The following is a 22,745-nucleotide window of genomic DNA, read 5'->3' on the forward strand; positions in this document are numbered from 1 at the left end:
TATGACTGAAATACAAGCTCTTTTATTGATAAAATCTATTCTCGAATCCGCAGATATTCATGGTATTGAAAACATTTTGGCTGAGGATTGTGAATACATGTCTACGGGTCGAGGTATTATTGGCCGCAATCGTAATGAAAGTATTGAGTTTTTATCCTCTATGACTGAGTCTATTAAGGCTGATAATGTGCCTGTTACGTGCAAGGTGATGCATATTACCGATGTGTATGAGGAGGATGCGCTATTCCATGAGGGCCGTCATGGTTTGACTGTTTCTTATGAAAGCAGCGATAACTATGTGTACATGATTTTTGTTGATGTAAATGATGAGGGGCTCGTAGACCGTATCGTATCTAGTCAGGAAAACTATAGTATTGAGTATGATGATCTTCGTTTTGGCGATGATGAAAGCGAGTATGCTTTTATTTCTGCACCAACTACTGTGAAAGATTGGATTACAGCCCTCAGTATGTGGCTTGAAACCGCGAATGTTGATGTAGACGATTTCTACCAATATATAGATGAAGACACACGTGTTGTATTCCAAAAAGGCGATGCTGAATCCATCACCCTTGAAAGCGGCCTTGATGTAGAAGATTACTTTGATCAATTAATGAACCAACACTTTGATGCGGTACCTCATATCATTCGCGATGAAGAAGATGGTCTTATTTTAACCTATGGTCCTATGAGTGCCATTGCAACCCTCAATGAAGAAGGCGCACTAGCGCTTATTAGTATCTATATCGACACACGTGACGAAGACGAAGCTACTGATGAAGTTGGCTATATCGAAGAAGAACTAACCAAGACAACAACTACTGAAGAAGATTTATTATAAATAACTCTATCAGTAAAATGTACTATACTTAGTCTAAATATATATGGTTAGTGAGATACTACCAGTTAAAAGTATTATGTTTAGTCTAACTACATATGATTAATGAGATACTACCAGTTAAAAGAATATTGTTTAGTCTAACTACATATGATTAATGAGATACTACCAGTTAAAAGTATTATATTTAGTCTAGAAATGTAAAAAACTACCAGTTAATTTCACGTTGTAGTAGATCGACCTCCTGTTATTGAAGATCGGTTTACAAAACAACATGACTAACTGGTAGTTTTAAATTTAATTAGAAATAATTATTTTTAACTGGTAGTATCTCAAAAAAGAGTATATATGGGATGCCTGAAATTATTTTTAACTGGTAGTATCTCTAAAATAGATATATGTAAGCGAACTAAAAGCTTTTCTACATTTCATCATGGTCTTTAATGAGACCCGCTTTTTTCTTTTTCTAATAGGAGTAGTAGAATGGCAAGATTACAATACAGCCGCCTAGACCCCATAGTAATTGGTTGGTTTGAGCTTGGGCGAGCATCCATAGGGATGTGCCGATTGCAATAACTGGGATTAAATAGCCACCAGGGATTGTATAAGATCGATCTTTGTCTGCCCATTTACGACGGAAGATAATAACTGCTAAACATGTTGGTAGGTATTGTGTAAAACGAGATACTGCACTGATGGCTGCTAGTGTAGTAAAGGAACCAGACCATGCAAGTAATACACTGGCAATGGCTGTAACGATAGCTGCAACATATGGTGCATTGTAACGATTACGTTTAGCTAGAGCACTTGGTAACATACCGTCTTCAGCCATAGAGGTAGCCACACGAGGTGCATAGTAAGCCTCCGCAAAGTTGATACCACCCATAGAAATTAGTGTTCCTACTAATACAACGTACATACCGATAGGACCTACAATTACGTTAAAAGCATCTTGGACTGGTGCTTTTGTATTAGCCAAGTCAGAGCCGAGTACACCGATAGATACGGCGAGTATTGCCATATATAGAACGGACACGAGAAGCATACACATGATAATAGCACGTGGTAAATTCTTTTTAGGATTTTTCATATCTTCTGCAGCAATGGCAATAACTTCAAATCCTGTATAGGCAAAGAATAGAAGAACTGCGGCTTGTGCAAATGAACCATCTACATAAGTATCTTGCGGGAAGACTGGCGTAAAGTTAGCTCCATTTATAAAGAAAATGCCAATTGCAATGAATAGGGCAAGAGGAACTAACTTAGAAATAGTGATTAAGTTGTTAACGAATTTTGATACGTTAACACCAAAGATATTTACAATGGTAAGACCTACAATCAAGATAAATGAAATAACATCTTTTGCAAAATCACCACTTAACGCCGGCACTGCAGCACCTAATGCGGTAGCAAAGCCAACGGCCATGGCCGCCCAAGCAATAACGGTTACAATCCATTTTAAAACGCCTACTTCAAAGGCCCAAAAGTCACCTAATGCATGTTTTGCATATAGGTAAGGTCCGCCATTACGTGTAAATAAGCTTGCCGCTTCAGCAAAGCAAAGGGCGATACATCCTGCAATTACGGCATCAAATAATAGGACGCCTAAACTAGCGGAACCAATGATAGAATATGCTTTGTTTGGTAGTAGAAATATACCTGTCCCTACAATACCATTGATGCCTAGGAGTACAATACTCCAGAAGCCAAATTTTCCTATTTCTTTCATACTAAAACCTTCCTACTATTTAGTTATATTTTCTCGAGCTGCTGTTACAAAGGCAGCAAATAAACGTTTTGCATTTTCATCTGTTTCAGACATCATTTCTGGATGGAATTGGCAGGCTACTAACCAAGGATAGGAAGAGTCTTCTAAACCTTCTACGGTACCATCCTTAGCTCTTGCTACTACTTGTAAACCTTTACCTACATGTTTTACTGTTTGATGATGGTGAGAGTTAGTAATCCATGTGGAACGACCAATAGCACTAGCAAGCTTAGATTCAAACTCGATATCTACTGTATGTGTACCTAGTGCAGGGGTTTGATTTTGTGAATGTTTTATCGTACAGTTTTCGTCATACTTCAAATCTTGGTATAGAGATCCGCCACGATATACATTTAAAATTTGAATGCCTCGACAAATACAAAAGATAGGAATTTGTTTTTCTTCTGCTGCTTTCAATAATGCAAAATCGAATTGATCTCGTTCAGGGAATACATCGCCTAGACCTTGTAATGGTTCCTCACCGTAATTAAGTGGAGATACATCATGGCCACCAGATAATAATAAAGCATCTAGTTTTGCCACTGTTTCTCGAGCTACGTCGAGGTCTTTAGTAAATGGGATAATAACTGGAATACCACCAGCCTCTTCGATAGAGCGTGGATAATCATGGTTTACATAAGAACGTAACAAATCTACATAAGCTCCGCCGTTATCTCGTAAGATATTGCCAGATACACCAATGAATGGTTTTGTCATAATATCACCTCAGATGTGTAAAAATTTGGACAATTAGTATAATTAGTATAATTTTAGTATATCAAATATACGTGAATAAATAATACTACTATTGTAATTAATTATAAAACTTATACATACTAAAATATGTTAAGATTGATACATTTTCTAACATTCATATTAGTCCTGTAGGGAAATTATATTCATATATGTTTTGTTAAAAACATGGTATGATAGATTACAAATAAACTGTATGGGAGGTTTACTATGGTTTTTCTTACATCCTTACAGAGCATCATACCTATTGTATTGCTAATCTCGCTAGGGTATATACTAAAAGGGCGAGGGATGTTTCATCCTATATTTAGTGGTAACCTATCTAGATTTATCATGTCTGTTGCGTTACCAGCCGGTGTATTCGTATCTGTATTGCATCATCTACATACATCGGATTTATGGGACCTTCGATATGGGATGCTAGCTGTTACATTAACCTATGTAATTGCGTATATCGTTGCTTTTATCATGATGAAAGCACTGAAAGTACCTCGAGGTAGGCGTGGTATTTTTATAAATATGGTAGTTAATGATAACTGCTTATTTATTGGATTGCCAGTGCAAATCGCCCTCTTTGGTCAAGATGCTCTACCATATTTCTTGTTATATTATATCGGTAACACTATTTCAGTATGGATGGTAGGGGTATTTCTTATAGAATTAGATCCACTGCCTAATGCTGAATTAGGTTTTGATAATAGTAAAACTGATAGTATAAGTAATAGCACAGTAGATACAGAAACAAAGCGTAAGAAGTTTAAATTTGATTTGAAGAAGTTATTACCTCCACCATTGTTAGGGTTCTTTGTAGCATTGATATTCTTATTCTTTGAAATTCCTTTAGCACCAATTTTACATACTACATTAAATTACTTAGGTGATATGGTAACCCCATTATCATTGATTTATATTGGTATCGTACTTCATGATGCGGGGCTAAAAAGTATGAGTCTTAATAAAGATTCAATTGGTGGTATTATCGGTCGTTTTGTAATTTCACCGATTATTATGTTCTGTGTCATTATGGGCTTGCAATATGGCGCCGGTATCGTCCTAGAACCAATAGCAATCATTACCTTTGTTGTACAATCGGCGGGTCCCGTTATTGCAGTATTACCAATTGTAGCCAATGAATCCAAAGCTGATCTGCCATTTGCTACAGGACTTGTCATGATTAGTACTATATTATTTGTGGTAGCTATACCAATTATTATGGAAATCCTAACTATGATAGGAATAACTACATAAAATAAGGAGAAGGTTAAATTCCTTCTCCTTATTTTTATGATACTGTGTATGGTTAATGTATTACCTTATCTATATAAAACTTTGTACCTGCAATATTGATACAAGTATAAAGAGTTTATATTCTGTAAGAAGTTTAACAACTCTTCTACACTCTATGATTAGCTGTATCAAATAATATATTTATAATAAAATTTTAAATAAAATTGATAAAAAATTAATAATTAGATATAATATTTGTTAAATTGAGAGCTAGTATATAGAGGAGAGTATTTATGAATTGGAAACGAGTAATAACTTTAGGTCTTTTAGGTATTACATTAGGTGTGGGACCGTCTTATGGGATTGATATTAATATTCCAGGTGCTTTTCCTCCTGCACCAGAAGATGCATATCAGCATTATCGGATAGATCCTAAAGTAACGCGCTTAATGGATCAGAGTATAGAAAAAGAAATACCTGCTATTCGAGCAAAAGACCCTAATTATGATAAGTCAAAGTTAGATTCTGATATTTATGCTACTAAAGAATTAAATAATGCGATTATGTATTCAAGGACAGTTTTAATTTTGCGTGATAATGGGGCAGATATAAAATTTACAGCCCCTTATGAAAGCGGTATAGGAATTGCAAGATTAGATAATACAAAAGATGTCGTTAGAATGGGACGTATTTTTTCTCGAATTGCTCAATTAGGCTATGAAGTTCGTCCTCAACCAAAGGGTAATCTTTGAGAGAATACCAATATTGTATACAGTAAGCTAAATAGTGATATATTGCGTAAAGAATTTGAAGGAAGCAAAGGAGATATACGTCCTGATGGTTCTAAGATGTTAGGTAGTGGCACTTTTGCATATAAAGGCATCGAGAAGGCAACTTGGGATGTAATCAAATATGATTCAGATAATATAATAGGTACATTAAATTTTACACTCCCCACATCACCTACTAGAAGTTACCACATAGGCTATCAGATGAGTGGTCGTTTAAATCATAATGTTTTGAAAGATAATGAACAAGAAATCATGAATTCAACTATGGCACCATTAGTTAATACTATTTTGCCTTCTATCAAACCTGCATCAGCTATTTTAGAAAATACGACTCCAGTTCGTGTAGAAAACTTTACTTTCCAAGTATTTAAAAATAGTAAGCATATTGGTCGTGAGACGCTTAAGAATGGTGGCTATAAGGTAAATTATTCTTCTGGAAATATAAAAGAAGAGATCATTGTTACTCCTTTGTCATCTATAGATAACGTGAAAAAGCAAAATGTTTTATTTAACTATTTAAATGATTTTGTTTATACTGAATCGTTAAGTAAAAGGAATCCAATTCAATCGGCTACTGTTTGGAATGATGCTACACCAGGTGTGTATTTAGAGGTTGAAGGAGATAAATACACATTGTTTACTATGACGGTATATGACGAAAATCATCGTTATACATATATGGTAAAGAAACCACACGATATTCATGTAAGTAATTATAAAATTAGAGACATGATACAATATGTGGATAATAAGAGAAATAAAACAAACTACAATAAGATAAAACTAGGTTTAGGTGTACCACCTGATGTTTTTGGTGATACAAAAATTTTCAATAAATAGTATCTATATAGGTAGTATAAAAAGAGGACTGGCTTAAATATGAACTGCACCCCAAAAATTGGACACAATTTTTGGAGGTGCAGTTCAATAAGTCAGTCCTCTTGGTTTTATATAATTATCTAAAGAATCTACCAATGAGTGGCATGCTTGCACCATCGTTTTTATTAAGTCCTTTTAGAAGAACCATAATAATGACGTAGAGCAATAAGCCTTCGATACCTGTGAGTATGAAGTTAACCCACATTGGTAAGATATCTGTTAAGTAGTGGTAACTCATAAAGATGAGTATACCCATGACACCGGCACTGACCACATTTTTCCATAGAAGGGAAATATCGAGGAAGTAGCCTGTGTATTTTTTGATATAAATCAAGTTGAGTAACGCTGCAAAGCCAATATCAGCAACGGTTGCCCACGCAGCACCGCCGATACCAAGCCATGGGATGGCCGTTAATGTCCAGTTAAGGATGACTTTTATTACTAAAGCAATACCCATATTAATTACAGGAATACGAGGTTTGTTGAGACCTTGTAAGATACCTGTTGTTACTTGGTGTACCCCGAGGAAGAAGATAGAGAACGCAGTGATTTGTGTAGCTAATTCTGCCTTAGGTGCATTGTAAATCAAAGTAACTGTTGGGGCAGCTAAGACATATAATAGTACCGTAAATGGTACAGTAGCCATAAATGTCAATCTCATAGAGCCAGAGGTACGTTCATAAATACCTTGATGATCGCGTTTTGCAAAGGCATGAGAGATAGCTGGTACAATGCTTGTTGCTAGGGCCGCTGTAATAATGGTAGCCAAGTTGATGAGCGGAACTGCCATACCTGTAAGATAACCGAACAGTTCTGTTACCTCGTTCATCGGGAAACCAGCATCTAAGAGTCGACGTGGTACGATGAGCAAATCGAGGTTAGCTGTTAATGGCAACATGATACTTGCTAAGGAAATTGGAATGGACAATGTTAAGAGTCGTGACAAAATTTCTTTAGCTGATTCACGAGGACCATCGTAGCTTTCACCAGTACTACTTGCCTTAGGCAATTTATAGTAGTAGTACAAAAGGACTAGAAAGGCGCCAAAGGCACCTACGCCAGCACCTAAGCTAGCACCACCTGCAGCAGCTGGTAAACCGTAAGGCAACAAGATTGCTGCGGCACCGAGCATGACGATAACACGTAACAGTTGCTCTACAATTTGGCTGACCGCCGTTGGCGTCATCATTTCATAGCCTTGGATATACCCGCGGAAGCAGGAAATCCACGTTACAAAGAATACTGCCGGAGCGAGCGCGATGATAGAGTAGTAGGCACGGCTTTCAGCAATGAGACCACTAGAGATCAACCAATCTGCACCAAAATACATGGCGAGGCTGGCGATAAAGCCAGTAATGGTTAACATTGTAAAAGATATATTGAATACTCTCTTAGCACCACCAAAGTCGTGTAACGCTAATCGTTCTGCCGTCAAAATAGAGATGGCAATCGGCACACCTGCGCTCGAAATTTGTAATAGTAACAAATAGATAGGAAAGGCCATCTGGTAGATACCGATGCCTTCACCACCCAAGATGCGGGACAGAAGAATCCAGTTAATACTACCGATGGCTTTCACTACGAAACCGGCAATGGTTAAAATTAAGGTTCCTTTTAAAAATCCACTAGCCATTGATTATAGTTTGTTGGAAGAACCCAATACATTTTTAATTTTGTGAGCTACCATGCCTTTAATAGCATCACGAGCAGGTCCTAAGTATTTACGAGGGTCAAATTCAGATGGATTTTGAGCCAAGTATTCACGTACGGATGCAGTCATAGCAAGACGAAGGTCTGTATCAATGTTGATTTTGCAAACTGCCATTTGAGCTGCTTTGCGAAGCATTTCTTCAGGTACGCCTTGTGCACCAGGAATGTTGCCACCAAATTCGTTACATTTTGCTACGAATTCAGGCAATACGGAGGATGCGCCATGTAATACGATTGGGAAGTCAGGCAACAATTCGCCAACTTTTTTCAAACGATCAAAGTCAAGGTAAGGGTCGCCTTTAAATTTATAAGCACCGTGGCTAGTACCAATAGCAATAGCTAAGGAGTCTACACCTGTAAGATGTACGAATTCAGCGGCTTGTTCTGGGTCGGTGAAGCGAGCATCTGCATTGGATACATTTACATCATCTTCAACACCAGCTAAACGGCCCAATTCTGCTTCTACTACCACGCCATGAGCATGAGCATATTCAACAACTTGTTTAGTGATTTTTACGTTTTCATCGAAATCATGGTGAGATGCGTCAATCATAACGGATGTAAAACCACCATCGACACAGTCTTTACAGATTTCAAAGGAATCGCCGTGATCAAGGTGAAGAGCGATAGGTAAGTTGCTGTCTTCAAGAGCTGCTTCTACGAGTTTTACAAGGTAAATATGTTTAGCATATTTACGAGCACCTGCAGATACTTGCAAGATAAGAGGAGATTGTTCCTCTTTTGCAGCGTCTACGATACCTTGTACGATTTCCATGTTGTTTACATTGAAAGCGCCAACAGCATAGCCGCCTTCATAGGCTTTTTTGAACATTTCTGTAGTAGTAACTAATGGCATGTTGTCCTCCTTGGCCATAGGGCCTGTCATATCATGTTATTAATACTGTGACTGCTAGTATTTCTAGCGCATATGAGCTAGATAAAAAACTAGTGTTATTGCAATCATATATCAATTCAAGTTAAGTATATCAAGAAACACTATAAAGGGCCAATATTTTTTGTATAACTTATGCATAAAATTCGTCAAATTTTATAGCCCATGTGGGCTAATTTTTATGTATCGATATTAATTTACCAGAAATACATTAGCTCAATTGGTGAGTAATGACTCCATATCCGATGGTATGGATGCCTGTATTTCTAGCCATTCATCCGTCATGGGATGGTAAAAGCTAATGCGCGATGCATGGAGTGCTTGACGTCCAATATAGTCTAAATGCCCACCATACAGGTCATCTCCAGCAAGTGGATATCCTAGTTGAGATAGATGGACCCGAATTTGATGCGTTCGACCTGTATGTAATAAACATTGCACATGGGTAAAGCATTGCTCAATCTTATTCTTTACAATGGTATTACTCTCAATGACAGTTATATCTGTATGAGCAGGTTTACCTTCATTCGTACAGCAACGCTCGATAATACTACCTGGTTTACGTCCTATAGGCCACTGTACGCTTATGTGATTAGTGGGTAATTGACCTTCTACAATAGCGTCGTAGTTTTTATGAAAATGAGTACGCTTTTTATCGAAAGCATGTTGTACTACAGAGGTTTTAGCAATGATAACAATCCCAGAGGTGTCCTTATCTAATCGGTGAACAGGATGGAAATCATAATGCTGATTTGTCTGTTGGTAGTAATGTAGAACGCCGTTTGCTAAGGTATGATCTCGTACCGTTGAGGTGGGATGCATCAGAATACCTGCCTCTTTATTGATGACTAAAATATACTCATCTTCGTATACAATATCTAAATCCATAGGGCTTAAACTAAATTCTTGTTCTGGGGTTAACTTCATAACGAGATGGTCTCCACCGTGGACAAGGGTATTCCAAGAGGCTGGTTCGTCATTGACTGTTATAATGCCGTTATTTCGCAAGCGCCGTCGCATACGTTGGGAAATATGCTGTTGTTTTATAATATGATTCATAGACTGCGTATGTACGTTGGAATCTACAATCAAGTCGATAATAGTTGCTGTTTTCATACATAATATTATATCAAATAAATAATGGATGAAGAATTTTTCATAATTCGTTGTCTTTATAGAGACCATATAGTATAATTTTTATTAATGTTTTTTATATATTTTTTATGTGTAGGTATTTTACTTATTTGAATGCTTTGGCCGTTCAATATCTTAACACCATATATTGATGAGTATATGGTTTGCTTTGTAAAAGGAGAGGTTTATGAAACTGAATAAGAAATCCTTATTAGTCGCTTGTGTGTTGGCGACTATGTCTACAAGTGCTTTTGCAGCAACTACAACAACATCCACTAGTAGTAACACTGTGACAAATCAAGATACAAAAACATCTACTAGTACGCGTGTAACTAGTGAGAAACATACTTCAACTGTATCTACATCTACAACAAATACTACAGAAAAATCTTCTAGCCGTTCTAGCAGTACATCTGTCGGAGTTGGTGTGGGTATTGGTCGACTCGATACGTTTGTACCAATCTCTGGCGCTGTTAAGGAGCCACCAGCAGGTGTAAAAAAAGCTATGAAGGTATTAAAGGACGATTCCTTATTACAACAAGGCTATTTAGGTCTTGTAAAAGAAAAGGGTAAATGGGGTATCGTAGGTACAAATGGTCAAGTTGTACTCGCTCCAGCCTATAAATCCTTAGATGCATCTAGTAAGAAGGATGGTACTTTCTTTGTTGAAGAAGGTAAAAATAAAATTTCTCATATTAAAGGCGATGGTACTGTATTAGAATCTGGTAAAGAAGCGCAAGAAGCTTTATATAGCAGCCTTAATGAGAAGAATACAGCTGTTAAAGAGCTAAATGATTTTGATCCTAAATCTGTTAGTCAAAGCTATCCAAGTGATTCTTATATAGCTTTCACAGAAAAAGGTAAATTAGGATTTAAAGATGCTAATGGCAATGTAGTAATTCAGCCTCAATTTAAAGCACTATCTGATGTAGAAACTAAATTTAGTGAGGACCGTGCCTTTGTAAAAGCTAATGGTAAAACTGTTGCTATTGATGGTAAAGGCACTGTATTATTTAATGCTCCATCTAATGAAGTATATCCATATAAAAATGGCTTGGCTGAATTCCGCCGTAAGGTAAGTCACTTTGGCCTTGGTGGTATTCTAGGTCTTGTAGGTATGGGTTACTTCTATAATCATGGTGGCGTATATCTTGATGGACTTGGTGGTCTTGTAGATGATGGTATGAAGCGTGGTTATATTGATCGTAATGGTGCTGTTGTAATCGATAGTAAGAACGATTATGTATACCCTATGGAAGAGCATGGTACCTTGGTTCGTAATGATGGTAAATTAGGTTTTATGAATCGTCAAGGTCAATATGTAATTCAACCTGGAAATTATGAAGCTGGCACGATTGATGTAAATAATGTATTGTTAACATTGAAAAATAAAGATACTAATAAATATGGTATTTTTGATATGGAAACAGGCAAACAAGAGGTACCGTTTAAATACGATACTATCGAGTTTGTAGGCGAACATGAAATGTCTGTTACTAATGACACAAATCGTTATGTAGTAGATATGGCTACAGGTCGTGTGATCTATAAAGGCGATAAATCTATGAACGTAAAAACTTTCCTTGGTGATACATATACTTGGGTATACAACAAAGAAGGTAATTATAAGATTCTATCCCTTGATGGTACAGTGACAGAAACTCCAGTTATGAAAGATATTTCTGGTACTGGTAGCTTCTCTCATGGTTACAGCCCTGTAAAAATCAAAGGTAAATGGGGGATTATCAACTCTAAAGGTGAGTTAGTAGTTCAACCTACGTATGATGAAATTACAATTTTATAATGATAATGGTAAGGCTGCACTTGTAATAGTGCAGTCTTTTCCTATTATTGTCTTTAGACTGGTTCGCGACGTAGTCGCGAATCATAAAACCACCCGCTATGCGGGTGCGGCAACGAAAGTTATACAAAAAAATCACCTTGCTTAAGTATAATGTAGGTGTTCAAGCCGCATTATATACAAAAGAAAGGTGATTTTATATGGCAACAAAGACACAGAGCCTTGCGCACACAAAATGGTTATGCAAATACCACATAGTATTTACACCTAAGTATAGACGTAAAGTTATATATAATCAATATAGAAATAGTTTACGTGAAATACTGAGACGTTTATGTGAATATAAGGGCGTCAAGATTATAGAGGGGGAGCTTATGGCAGATCATGTGCATATGCTAGTGTTAATTCCACCTAAAATATCAGTTTCATCTTTTATGGGATATCTAAAGGGTAAAAGTGCGCTAATGATGTTCGATAAACACGCAAACTTAAAGTATAAATTTGGAAATAGACACTTTTGGTCCGAGGGATATTATGTAAGTACGGTAGGATTAAATGAAGCTACCGTAAAAAAATATATACGTGAGCAAGAATTACATGACCAAATGAAAGATAAACTTAGTGTAAAAGAATATGAGGACCCTTTTAAGGGTAGCAAGTAATACATATCCCCTTTAAGGGGACCGTTACGAGTCAATGGCTATGCGGCTTGAACGTAGTGAAAGCCAGCGCCTTTAGACGCTGGCCTAGTACTACGGGCTTATAGCCCGTGAGCAAACCACCCGTTTTACGGGTGGTCCTGATTTTGGAATATATTATGTTTATACATATACAGTTCTTGTATTACTCTACGATTTATAGTTTAAATAATCCTTCTATGATTAATAATAGTTATAATTAAAAATCTCGATTTACCTAGAAAATAAGCCTGTTATAAGGTATAATTATAGAGATATATTCCGATTTGGTGTACATTTACACTTTTACTTGGAATATGAGGATGATGAAAGTAATACTATGAGCCCCATGCCCAACGGGTTCAGGTGTAGGAGGTATAAAATGGCTAAAGATTGTTCCTTTGACGTTGTGTCCGAAGTGGATATGCAAGAAGTAGATAATGCGGTAAACCAAGCAAAAAAAGAGATTGGTACCCGTTATGATTTCCGTGGTTCCAAAGCGGAAATTAGTCTTGAAGGCGACACTATCAAAATCATCGGTGATGATGAATATAAATTGAATGCCATTATCGATGTATTAAAAGGCAAGATGATTAAACGTAATGTAGCGATTAAAAATCTTGACTACGGCAAGGTTGAACCAGCTGCTGGTGCCACAGTTCGCCAAGTAATTACTATTAAAAAAGGCATTACTAAAGAAAATGCTAAAGAAGTAGTTAAAGCAATTAAAAACATGAAAATTAAGGTACAAGCATCTATTCAAGAAGATCAAGTGCGCGTATCTGGTAAGGATAAAGACGATTTGCAAGCCGTTATCCAAATGTTAAAACAATTGGATATTCCTGTAGAATTGCAATTCGTTAACTTCCGTTCCTAATAACATATGTCCATAAGATAGGGTTAGTTTGATTCCATAGGATCGCTAACCCTATCGGTATAGGAGGCCTTATGAAAGTAGAGGACATGAAGGGTGGCTATACCACAGGTTCATGTGCTACGGCAGGTATGAAAGCTGGTTTATTGGCCCTCTTAGATAAAAGCATTGTGGACCAAGTGGTCATTGAAAATCCTCAAGGTCAGTATATTGAGGTGCCTATTAAAGCCGTAGAAGTACTATCTGATACTGAGGCTAAGGTAACCGTTATGAAGGACGGTGGCGATGATCCGGATGTAACACATGGCAATGATGTGGAAACAACGGTAACACTCGATGATACTGGTGAACTACGATTCCGAGCGGGTTTTGGTGTAGGGACGGTAACGAAACCGGGTCTTGCTATGCCCCCAGGAGAACCGGCTATCAATCCAGGGCCTCGAGCGATGATGAAAATCGTCTTTGAAGAGCACTGTGTACATGGTCAAGGTGTAACGGTAACGGTGAGCGTGCCAAACGGTATGGTTTTAGCCAAGAAAACATTAAATCATACCCTAGGTATCGAAGGTGGTATTTCTATTATTGGAACCACTGGTATCGTTAAGCCTATGAGTGAAGAAGGTTTCAAAAACTCTTTGGTGCCTCAGTTGAAAGTTATGAAGGCCAATGGCTGTGAAACCGCTGTTCTCGTGCCGGGCCGTATTGGTCAGGATCTTGCGGAGCAAGTTCTGGGTATTCATAAGAACCAAATGGCCGAGACTAGTAACTTTATTGGCTTTATGCTCGAAAAAGCCGTTGAAGTTGGCTTCAAACGTATCTTGATCATTGGTCATATTGGTAAGCTAATCAAATTAGCTAGTGGTAGTTTCCACACCCACAATCGCATGAGTGATGGTCGCATGGAAAGTATCGTGGCTTATGCTGCCTTAGAAGGGGCATCCCAAGCAGTGTGTGAAGAGTTATTTAATTGCCAAACCACGGAGTCTACGTTCCCTATTTTGGAGCGCGAAGGACTGACTGGTGTATACCAACGCGTTGTAGATCGTGCATCTTTGCGTAGTGAGCGATATATTGCTAATGAAGCAGAGGTAGGTATCATTATTACGACTTTAAAGGGCGAGATTTTGGCAATGGATAAGCATGCAAAAGAGATAGGAGAGCTTGAACAATGGCACATACCTTGTATATCGTAGGCATTGGTCCAGGTAATCCTGATTATGTGGTACCTAAAGGCCTTAATTTAATTAAACATGCTACAGTATTGGTTGGCAGTGAACGGTCCTTAGAAGACTTTCAAGAGCCTGGCCAAATTACATATCCTGTAACAGGAAAGCTTAGCTTGTTAGCTGAGCAAATCGAGCATGAACTCAATAGCCATGACGTTGTAGTTATGGTTAGTGGTGATACAGGCTACTATAGCTTGTTGCCATATTTAAAGAAGAAATTTCCTGCCAATCCTATTGAGGTTGTGCCAGGCATTAGTTCTATGACCTTTGCCTTCGCTCGACTCAATGAGGTGTGGCATGATGCGGATTTAATGAGCTTTCACGGTCGCCAACCGGCACCTGAAAAACTCGTGTATGAAGCAGGTAAAAAGATGGGGTTCTTAACGGATCCTGAATATAATCCAGCGCATATTGCGCGTATTTTAATAGATGCAGGTTGGCCAAAAGAAACGAGAGCAGCAGCCCTTGAGCGTTTGAGCTATGATGATGAAAAAATTGTAGACTCCACGTTAGAGGTATTAACTGAGCTTGAAGGTTTTGGTCATTCTGTAATGGTGGTACTAGGATGAGACATTTTTTCGGAATTCCTGATGAGGAATTTATCCGCGGTGACGTGCCGATGACGAAATGCGAGATTCGCAAAGCCGTTATGAACGAGGCACGCATCGAGGAAGATAGCATCGTCCTTGACGTTGGTGCTGGTACAGGCTCTATTTCTATTGAAGCAGCCTTAGCAGCTCCTAAAGGGCATGTATATGCGATTGAGCGCTTTGATAAAGGCATCGACCTTATCAATGAAAACATGAAGAAATTCAATGTAAATAATATGACGGTTATCAAGTCCAAAGCTCCTGAAGGCATGGAAGAATTGCCTGACCTTGATGCAGTTATTATCGGCGGCAGTGCTGGCGGTATGACAGGCATTATGGATGAGGCGCAACGTCTATTAAAAATTGGTGGCCGTCTAGTTGTAACTGCTGTAACAATGGAAACTGGCTACACAATTCTTAAAGAGTTGAAAGGTCGTCCTTTCACCTATGAAGGTTACCAAATGTCTATCAGCCGTTACCGCAAGGCTGGTCCATATCATTTGTTAGATCCATTGAGCCCAATTTTCATTGTATCTGCAACGCGTATCGCAGAAGGAGAGTAATATGGTTGATGTACATATCGTAGGCGCAGGCCCTGGAGATCCTGAGTTAATCACTCGCAAAGGGTATCGTTTAGTGCAAGAGGCAGACGTTGTTATTTACGCTGGCTCCTTGGTAAACCCTGCCATTTTAGAGGCTTGTAAACCAAGCTGTGAAATCCATAACAGTGCTACTATGAACCTTGATGAGGTGTTGGCTGTTATGAAAGCTTCCGTTGAGGCTGGTAAAAGCGTAGTTCGCCTTCACACAGGTGACCCTGCTATTTATGGTGCGATTCAAGAGCAAATGGATGCATTAGCTGGCATGGGGATTTCTTATGAAGTCGTACCAGGTGTAAGCTCTTTCCTTGCTACAGCAGCGGCTTTGAAACAAGAATATACATTGCCAAATGTATCTCAAACAGTAATTATTACGCGTATGGAAGGCCGTACACCGATGCCTCCAAAGGAAAAATTGCGCATGTTAGCATCTCATGAAGCGACTATGTGTATTTTCCTTAGCGTTCAAATGTTAGATAAGGTTGTAGCTGAACTCATCGAGGGCGGTTATGACAAAACAACTCCAGTGGCAATCGTGGTAAAAGCGTCTTGGCCAGACCAACGCATTATCCGCGGCACATTGGAAACCATTGCGGACATCGTAGCGAAAGAAGGCGTATTGCGCCAAGCTATGATCGTAGTAAGCCATGTATTAGATAGTGAATACGAATTATCTAAACTTTACGACAAAGGCTTTGCTCATATGTACCGCAGTGCTAAGGACTAGTATGATGAAAGAACTAGAAACTGTTGCATCTACAACTGGAGCTAAGAAGAATAGAACGGCTATTCTCTCTGTATCTGAACGAGGTGCAAAGCTAGGTCAACGCATCAAGTCTTTGGTGGCACCTCATGCAGATTGCTTTGAAAAGGAAAACCGTCCCTCTGGTGGAGAGGCTATTTATTTTGATTCTCTGAAAAATCATATTGGACAGATTTTCAAGGATTACGACCAAGTACTTTGTATTATGGCACTCGGTATCGTAGTGCGCATGATTGCACCGTATATTGAGCATAAATCCAAAGATCCTGCTGTAGTTGTAATGGACGAAGTAGGACATCATGTGATTAGCTTATTGTCTGGGCACCTTGGGGGCGCCAACGAATGGACGCAGTCCATTTCGCTGGCCATCGATGCGGACCCAGTTATTACAACCGCTACGGATGTAAACGGATTGCCAGCGCCTGACGTGTTGGCGCGCCATGAGCATCTGTTGGTGGATGATTTCCAAACCTTAATCAATGTGAACTCTGCTATCGTTGGAGGAGAGCGAGTTGATTATTATATCGATGCTAGCTTACCGAATGCAGAGCATTTAGAACAAGCTGCGAAAGCTCATATTGGTGAGCATGGTATGGTTCATGTTGTTTCTCTAGAGGAACTTGCTTCCATTCCATGTAAAAATGAAAGCACTGAAGAAGGTTCTTCTCGCGTCGTTATTACGGACAAAGTAATTGCCGAGTATGGTCATCAATTGATTTTGCGCCCTCGAACCTATACGATGGGCATTGGCTGTCGTCGAGATACGCCGAAGGAATTAATCCTTGACGCCATACAACAGTCGCTAGCAGCGCATAAGCTTTCACCAAAGAGCCTTGTAACGGCAGCATCGGTTATCGTTAAACAAGACGAAGTAGGCCTCTTAGAGGCTATGCAAATTATGGGATGGCCTATCGTGTTCTATACACAGGACGAGATGGCACCACTCATTGAAAAAGAAGAATTAAAAGAATCTAATTTTGTAAAAGGAACTATAGGAGTAGGAAACGTATGCGAGACAACGGCATTACTAGCGGCCAAGAGCCGAACATTAATACAGCACAAAACAATTTATCCCAAAACAACGGTAGCCATTGCACAGGTAACATCAAAGTAATCGGCATCGGCCCTGGCGATGAAGAGTTTATGACGCCTCAAGCACGCGAAGCTATCTTAGCGGCTGACCGCGTGGTAGGTTATTTGACATACCTCGACTTGATCAAAGACCTTATCGTAGGTAAAGAAACTGTAGGTACTGCGATGATGCAAGAAGTTGATCGTTGCCAACAAGCTGTTGATTTAGCGGTAGAAGGTCATCAAGTAGTTGTAGTATCCTCTGGTGACTCTGGCGTATACGGCATGGCAGGCCTCGTATTGGAACTTGCTAATAAAGTACCAGCAGAAAAACGTCCTTCCGTAGACATCGTACCTGGTCTTAGTGCTGTAAACGTAGCAGCATCTGTATTGGGTGCACCTTTGATGCATGATTTTGCAGTCATTTCTTTGAGTGATTTGATGACTCCATGGGATCTTATCAAAAAACGTGCTGACCTTTGCGCACAAGGCGACATGGTTATCTCCTTGTACAACCCACGCAGTAAAAAACGCGTTACTCACTTAGATGAAGTTCGCGAAATCGTTCTTAAATATCGCGACCCTAAAACACCTGTTGGTATCGTGCAAAAAGCAGGTCGTCCAGGTCAACATATGGTAATTTCTGACCTTGAAAACTTCACTAACGAAGAAGTAGATATGCAAACACTTGTTATCATCGGTAACAGCCAAACCTATGTTGAAAATGGTCGCATGATTACACCTCGAGGCTACAAATTATGATTTGGGTCATCGCTGGTACCTTGGATGGCCGTACCCTAGCGGTAGATATCCAAAAACGGACAGGTGAAGATATGCTCGTTACAGTAGTTAGTCAATATGGGGCAGAGCTTGCTGCCCATAAAGGCATCACTGTGCATACGGGGCGCCTTGATCAAGAGGCTATGCAGAACTTAATTACAGAGCACAATGTGCGCTTATTAATTGATGCTAGCCATCCATATGCTGCTATCGTTACAGCTACGGCTCAAGATGCAGCAAAGGCTATGAATATTCCTTTTGTTCGGTTTGAACGTAAAGAGGTGCCATTGCCAGACTATGATAAATTACATATCGTAGTAGACGAAGTGGAAGCAGCCAATTTAGCAGGCAAATTAGCTAAGGAAAATAACAGCCATGTGTATTTGACGACTGGTAGTAAGACAATGCACATCTTTGCCAAATCTGAAGCCTTACAAGATTGCGAAGTATGGACCCGTATTTTGCCTACAGCAGAGGTATTACAGATGATGGAAGACCTCAATGTGAGTCCGAAACGCATCGTTGCAGTGCAAGGTCCATTTTCTTACGATATGAACCGCATCATGTTCCACGATACAAAGGCTAGCGTTGTAGTTATGAAAAACTCTGGTCTTGTAGGTGGGGCAGATACGAAATTACAAGCAGCTATGGATCTTGGTATCCATGTTATTGTTATCGATCGTCCACGTGTTAAGATTGAAGGACATGTGGTATCATCTAATGATGAATTTTTCAAATTATGGGAGGACACTAATGGATTACGTTAAAAATCCTAAAGCCATTGAAGATAAAAGTATGGAAATCATTTACGATTATGTAAAGGATTTAGGTTTAACCGATGATGAAGTACGCGTTGTATCTCGTACAGTTCACGCATCTGGTGACGTTGAATATGCTCAACTCGTAAAAATGAGCCCTGACGCTGTTCAAAAAGGTATAGAAGCATTAGACAATGGTGCAGATATTTACACTGACGTAGAAATGGTTCGCACAGGTATTTCTAAACCGGCTCTTAAACTTCGTGGTAATGAAGTACATTGCTTAATCAAAGATGAAAATGTAGCTAAAATGGCTAAAGAATTGGGCGTAACACGTTCTATCGCTGCTATGCGCACATTTGGCAAACAATTAGAAGGCCAAATCGTTGCTATCGGTAATGCGCCAACTGCATTGTATGAAGTATTGCGTTTAGCTCTTGAAGAAGGTATTAAACCAGCTCTTATCATCGGTATTCCTGTAGGCTTTGTTGGCGCTGCGGAATCTAAAGATTATTTGATGGAAGTATCCCCAGTTCCTTATATCACTGTAAAAGGTAACAAGGGTGGTAGCCCAATTGCAGCATCCGTATGTAATGCATTGCTTTACACAGATGTAAAGCGCAACGATATGCTCTTCGTAGAAGGCAAAGAATCTAAATAAAAAGTAACCCGAATCGTTGCATACTGCTGGCGGTTCGGGTTTTACTGTATCTAGTATGAGGTTTATATGTATAATACGGGTGCTGATAGCACCATGTATTGGTGAAAGGAGAGGTTACTATGGACTCTCTGAATGAACGAAAACTCTTTCGTATATCAGTTATTATTATTTTGATTATTGCTGTCGTGGCTAGTATGATTATCTCGCTGATTTGGGGCTCCACACCGGTGTCGCTATCGGAGATTTGGCACACATTGTGGGCTAGTGAGCTAACAGATACAGCATCACAAATCATTTGGAATATTCGCTTACCCCGTAATATTGTTGCCGCATTAGTTGGCGCTTGTTTAGCTGTATCGGGGGCCATTTTACAGGCAGTTATGAAGAACCCTTTAGCAGATCCTCAAATCGTTGGCGTTTCCTCCGGTGCTGGACTTGCCGGTGTTATTATATTTATTCTATTCCCTGGCTATGATCATATTGTGCCTCTCGTCGCCTTTATAGGTGCTATGGCTGCGGCGTTGATGGTATATGCTCTTGCTTGGAAGAATGGTGTACGTCCAAGCCGTATCATCTTGGCTGGTGTTGCGGTGGCTGCTTTTTTAGGCTCTGGTATTTCTGCACTACTTGTATTCTATGGAGATCGTGTGCAAGGAGCCTTACTTTGGATGGTAGGGGGCTTGGCTGCACGCAGTTGGCCTCAAGTAGAGGTTCTGTTCCCATACGCGTTAGTCGGTCTTATTTTTGCCTGTTTAGGTGCTAAACGTCTTACGATTTTAAGTTTAGGTGATGAAACAGCAAAGGGGTTAGGTCTTAAGGTAGAACAAACGCGGTTTATTATGACTGCTGTTGCGGCTCTATTAGCAGCAGGTGCCGTTAGTATTGCGGGCTTAATCGGTTTCGTAGGCCTCGTTATACCGCATATGTTACGACTTATCATCGGTAATGATTATGCGTATTTACTCCCCGGCTCTGCATTATTAGGGGCACTCGTCCTCGTTGTTAGTGATACGGTAGGGCGTGTTATGTGGAGCCCAATTGAGGTACCGGTTGGTATTATCATGGCATTCTTTGGGGCGCCATTCTTCTTATATCTATTGAGGAGGGATAACTAATGAATACGGCTATTGATGTAAACCAGTTATCCGTCACTCTCGGTGATCGTCATATTTTACATGACATTAATGTATCTGTCCCTGTTGGTAAAATAACGACTTTAATCGGGCCTAATGGTTGTGGTAAAAGTACACTCTTACGGTCTATGATTGGATATATTCATAGTCCTCGTGACTGTGTGACTATTTTAGGTAAACCATTACAGTCGTATTCACAAAATGAATTGGCACGTCAAATGGCGTTTCTGCCACAGGTGCCTAATATGCCAAAGGATATGACCGTAGAAGAATTGGTATATTGTGGACGCTATCCATACCAAATGTGGTGGAAGAATACGGCTAAAGAAGACCGAGAAATCGTTGACTATGCATTAGGAATTACAAAAACGAATCATTTACGGAATCAATTAATTCCATCCTTATCTGGTGGTGAACGGCAACGAGTATGGATTGCTATGGCGTTAGCACAACAACCAAAATTATTAGTGTTAGACGAACCAACGACATATTTAGATATTAATCATCAACTGGAAATTATGGAATTGTTAAAACGATTAAATGATGAACAAGGGTTAACCGTATTGATGGTACTTCATGAATTGACGCAAGCCGTACAATACTCGCATCATATGGCCATTATAAAAGATGGTCATTTAGTGACAGCTGGAGAAACGAAAGAAATCGTATCGGATGAACTATTTAGAGATGTATTTTCCGTAGATGTACAAATCGATATCTTTGATGATAAACAATATGTACGCGTAAAAGGTTTAGTTGAGTAGATAGCTAGACTATAAGTGAAAGAGGGCATTCCCGAAATGGGGAATGCCCTCTTTAGTATGTTAGGATATGTTAAAATGTCACATCGACGCCATATGCTTCTTTCACTAAACGAGCCATAGCCTCAGGTGTTTGTAGACCTGGGTTAAGTAGGAATAGTTTAGATGGTAAGTAAATGACACGGTTGTTTTGTACAGCCTTAAGATTTGCCCATGCAGGATTATCTGTCATAGCTTTCTTCATGGCCTTTGTAATTTCTTCTTCTTTACCCATGGTAACGACGAAGATAATATCAGGGTTATCTGCGGTTAATGTTTCAAGAGAATAAGGTACCGTTTTATCCTTAGTTGTACCATCTAGGTGAGATGTTACAACATTTGTCATACCTAATTCTTTGACCATAGATGCAGTTACTGCTTCGTCGGTTTCGGCTGTCACACCTTTACCGGTAGCACGTAATACAGCAACACGTGCAGGTTGTTGGTTTTTAATAGCATCCTTTACCTTTTGAATGTTGCTTTCATAGGTGGCAATAACGGATTTAGCCTTATCTTGATGGTTGGTTAACTCTCCAAGGAATGTTAGCATTGGCACATTATCCTTAATGCCATCGTAATTGAAAAGTACGGCTGGAATATTGTTAGATTGTAATTGGGATTCATATTTTTTATGTTGATTTTCCAAACCCAATACCACATCCGGTTTTAAACCTAACAATTGTTCCATGTTGATGTTAGCCGTTTGACCCAATGCAGGTAATGCCTCTAAATCTGGAGCTAACTTATCTGTTGTGCTAGCACGGGAGATAGCCTTGCCATCCACTGCGTATAGCATGGACAATACGGAGTTTGAAAGAACAGCGATGCGTTGTGGATCCTTTGGTACAGTGTAGGTTTCACCATTAAAGGTAAGTTCCTTCGTAGTAGCAGAAGAGCTGGATGTGGATTTACCACACCCAGCTATTGCTAGTACGATCATGACCAAAGCTAGACTACAGAGTAGTAATTTTTTCATGATGTACTCCTATGTACGTTATATAACGATACTAGTTAAATTGT

General features: G+C 39.2%; 23 protein-coding genes. 17 read left to right on the plus strand and 6 right to left on the minus strand.

What is annotated here, in order from left to right:
- Position 1: 1 nt before the first annotated feature.
- Positions 2 to 841, plus strand: coding sequence for a hypothetical protein (locus EL171_RS03580; RefSeq protein ID WP_005386168.1), 840 nt, complete (start codon positions 2 to 4; stop codon positions 839 to 841).
- A 463-nt stretch (positions 842 to 1,304) separates the two neighbouring features.
- On the opposite strand, the gene EL171_RS03585 is transcribed toward EL171_RS03580, so the two are convergent.
- A complete protein-coding gene (locus EL171_RS03585) occupies positions 1,305 to 2,567 on the minus strand; it encodes an APC family permease (protein WP_005386169.1) in 1,263 nt (420 codons plus the stop codon).
- A 15-nt stretch (positions 2,568 to 2,582) separates the two neighbouring features.
- Positions 2,583 to 3,323 carry a gamma-glutamyl-gamma-aminobutyrate hydrolase family protein gene (locus EL171_RS03590; RefSeq protein ID WP_005386170.1) on the minus strand — a complete coding sequence of 247 codons (741 nt, stop codon included), beginning with the start codon at positions 3,321 to 3,323 and terminating at the stop codon, positions 2,583 to 2,585.
- A 246-nt stretch (positions 3,324 to 3,569) separates the two neighbouring features.
- Here EL171_RS03590 and EL171_RS03595 point away from each other — a divergent pair, with 246 nt between their 5' ends.
- The 3 genes from EL171_RS03595 to EL171_RS03605 all read left to right on the plus strand — a co-directional run bounded on the left by EL171_RS03595 (position 3,570) and on the right by EL171_RS03605 (position 6,217).
- On the plus strand, positions 3,570 to 4,607 hold the full coding sequence (locus tag EL171_RS03595) for an AEC family transporter (protein ID WP_005386171.1): 1,038 nt from the start codon (positions 3,570 to 3,572) through the stop codon (positions 4,605 to 4,607).
- A gap of 272 nt (positions 4,608 to 4,879) precedes the next feature.
- Entirely contained in the window at positions 4,880 to 5,338 is a 459-nt protein-coding gene (locus EL171_RS03600) for a hypothetical protein (RefSeq protein WP_005386172.1), read from the plus strand.
- A 42-nt stretch (positions 5,339 to 5,380) separates the two neighbouring features.
- Positions 5,381 to 6,217: a hypothetical protein gene (locus EL171_RS03605; RefSeq protein WP_005386174.1), complete on the plus strand. Its 837-nt coding sequence runs from the start codon at positions 5,381 to 5,383 to the stop codon at positions 6,215 to 6,217.
- 115 nt (positions 6,218 to 6,332) lie between these two features.
- Here EL171_RS03605 and EL171_RS03610 read toward each other — a convergent pair whose 3' ends face one another.
- The 3 genes from EL171_RS03610 to EL171_RS03620 form a co-directional block, all read right to left on the minus strand.
- Positions 6,333 to 7,889, minus strand: a complete 1,557-nt coding sequence (locus EL171_RS03610) for a putative polysaccharide biosynthesis protein (protein ID WP_005386176.1) — start codon at positions 7,887 to 7,889, stop codon at positions 6,333 to 6,335.
- 3 nt (positions 7,890 to 7,892) lie between these two features.
- A complete protein-coding gene (fba, locus tag EL171_RS03615) occupies positions 7,893 to 8,822 on the minus strand; it encodes a class II fructose-1,6-bisphosphate aldolase (protein WP_039969100.1) in 930 nt (309 codons plus the stop codon).
- A 252-nt stretch (positions 8,823 to 9,074) separates the two neighbouring features.
- Positions 9,075 to 9,974 carry an RluA family pseudouridine synthase gene (locus tag EL171_RS03620; RefSeq protein WP_039969353.1) on the minus strand — a complete coding sequence of 300 codons (900 nt, stop codon included), beginning with the start codon at positions 9,972 to 9,974 and terminating at the stop codon, positions 9,075 to 9,077.
- Positions 9,975 to 10,179: 205 nt separating this feature from the next.
- Between EL171_RS03620 and EL171_RS03625 the strand changes: the two genes are divergently transcribed.
- The 13 genes from EL171_RS03625 (at position 10,180) to EL171_RS03685 (ending at position 21,689) form a co-directional block, all read left to right on the plus strand.
- Positions 10,180 to 11,796: a WG repeat-containing protein gene (locus tag EL171_RS03625; RefSeq protein ID WP_005386179.1), complete on the plus strand. Its 1,617-nt coding sequence runs from the start codon at positions 10,180 to 10,182 to the stop codon at positions 11,794 to 11,796.
- A 197-nt stretch (positions 11,797 to 11,993) separates the two neighbouring features.
- Positions 11,994 to 12,455, plus strand: a complete 462-nt coding sequence (gene tnpA / locus EL171_RS03630) for an IS200/IS605 family transposase (protein WP_005380067.1) — start codon at positions 11,994 to 11,996, stop codon at positions 12,453 to 12,455.
- Positions 12,456 to 12,852: 397 nt separating this feature from the next.
- On the plus strand, positions 12,853 to 13,347 hold the full coding sequence (locus EL171_RS03635; protein ID WP_005386185.1) for a YajQ family cyclic di-GMP-binding protein: 495 nt from the start codon (positions 12,853 to 12,855) through the stop codon (positions 13,345 to 13,347).
- 71 nt (positions 13,348 to 13,418) lie between these two features.
- Positions 13,419 to 14,537, plus strand: coding sequence for a cobalt-precorrin-5B (C(1))-methyltransferase CbiD (gene cbiD / locus EL171_RS03640; RefSeq protein ID WP_005386187.1), 1,119 nt, complete (start codon positions 13,419 to 13,421; stop codon positions 14,535 to 14,537).
- Complete coding sequence (gene cbiE / locus EL171_RS03645; protein WP_005386188.1) at positions 14,513 to 15,139, plus strand: precorrin-6y C5,15-methyltransferase (decarboxylating) subunit CbiE; 627 nt, start codon at positions 14,513 to 14,515, stop codon at positions 15,137 to 15,139. Before cbiD ends, cbiE begins: the two co-directional genes overlap by 25 nt.
- Positions 15,136 to 15,723 carry a precorrin-6Y C5,15-methyltransferase (decarboxylating) subunit CbiT gene (gene cbiT / locus EL171_RS03650; protein ID WP_005386191.1) on the plus strand — a complete coding sequence of 196 codons (588 nt, stop codon included), beginning with the start codon at positions 15,136 to 15,138 and terminating at the stop codon, positions 15,721 to 15,723. The genes cbiE and cbiT overlap by 4 nt, the downstream gene beginning before the upstream one ends.
- Before the next feature lies 1 nt (position 15,724).
- Positions 15,725 to 16,486 carry a precorrin-4 C(11)-methyltransferase gene (gene cobM, locus EL171_RS03655; protein ID WP_009351723.1) on the plus strand — a complete coding sequence of 254 codons (762 nt, stop codon included), beginning with the start codon at positions 15,725 to 15,727 and terminating at the stop codon, positions 16,484 to 16,486.
- Positions 16,487 to 16,490: 4 nt separating this feature from the next.
- Positions 16,491 to 17,636: a cobalt-precorrin 5A hydrolase gene (locus EL171_RS03660; protein ID WP_039969356.1), complete on the plus strand. Its 1,146-nt coding sequence runs from the start codon at positions 16,491 to 16,493 to the stop codon at positions 17,634 to 17,636.
- A gap of 29 nt (positions 17,637 to 17,665) precedes the next feature.
- Positions 17,666 to 18,355, plus strand: coding sequence for a precorrin-3B C(17)-methyltransferase (gene cobJ, locus EL171_RS03665; protein ID WP_005386203.1), 690 nt, complete (start codon positions 17,666 to 17,668; stop codon positions 18,353 to 18,355).
- Complete coding sequence (gene cobK, locus EL171_RS03670; protein ID WP_005386209.1) at positions 18,352 to 19,140, plus strand: precorrin-6A reductase; 789 nt, start codon at positions 18,352 to 18,354, stop codon at positions 19,138 to 19,140. The genes cobJ and cobK overlap by 4 nt, the downstream gene beginning before the upstream one ends.
- Positions 19,127 to 19,792: a precorrin-8X methylmutase gene (locus EL171_RS03675; protein ID WP_005376263.1), complete on the plus strand. Its 666-nt coding sequence runs from the start codon at positions 19,127 to 19,129 to the stop codon at positions 19,790 to 19,792. Before cobK ends, EL171_RS03675 begins: the two co-directional genes overlap by 14 nt.
- A gap of 119 nt (positions 19,793 to 19,911) precedes the next feature.
- A complete protein-coding gene (locus EL171_RS03680) occupies positions 19,912 to 20,907 on the plus strand; it encodes a FecCD family ABC transporter permease (RefSeq protein WP_039969104.1) in 996 nt (331 codons plus the stop codon).
- Complete coding sequence (locus tag EL171_RS03685; RefSeq protein ID WP_005386212.1) at positions 20,907 to 21,689, plus strand: ABC transporter ATP-binding protein; 783 nt, start codon at positions 20,907 to 20,909, stop codon at positions 21,687 to 21,689. Before EL171_RS03680 ends, EL171_RS03685 begins: the two co-directional genes overlap by 1 nt.
- A gap of 70 nt (positions 21,690 to 21,759) precedes the next feature.
- Here EL171_RS03685 and EL171_RS03690 read toward each other — a convergent pair whose 3' ends face one another.
- Positions 21,760 to 22,701, minus strand: coding sequence for an ABC transporter substrate-binding protein (locus tag EL171_RS03690; protein ID WP_005386213.1), 942 nt, complete (start codon positions 22,699 to 22,701; stop codon positions 21,760 to 21,762).
- Positions 22,702 to 22,745: the final 44 nt, after the last annotated feature.

It is taken from the genome of Veillonella dispar (assembly GCF_900637515.1).
Lineage (GTDB): Bacteria > Bacillota > Negativicutes > Veillonellales > Veillonellaceae > Veillonella > Veillonella dispar.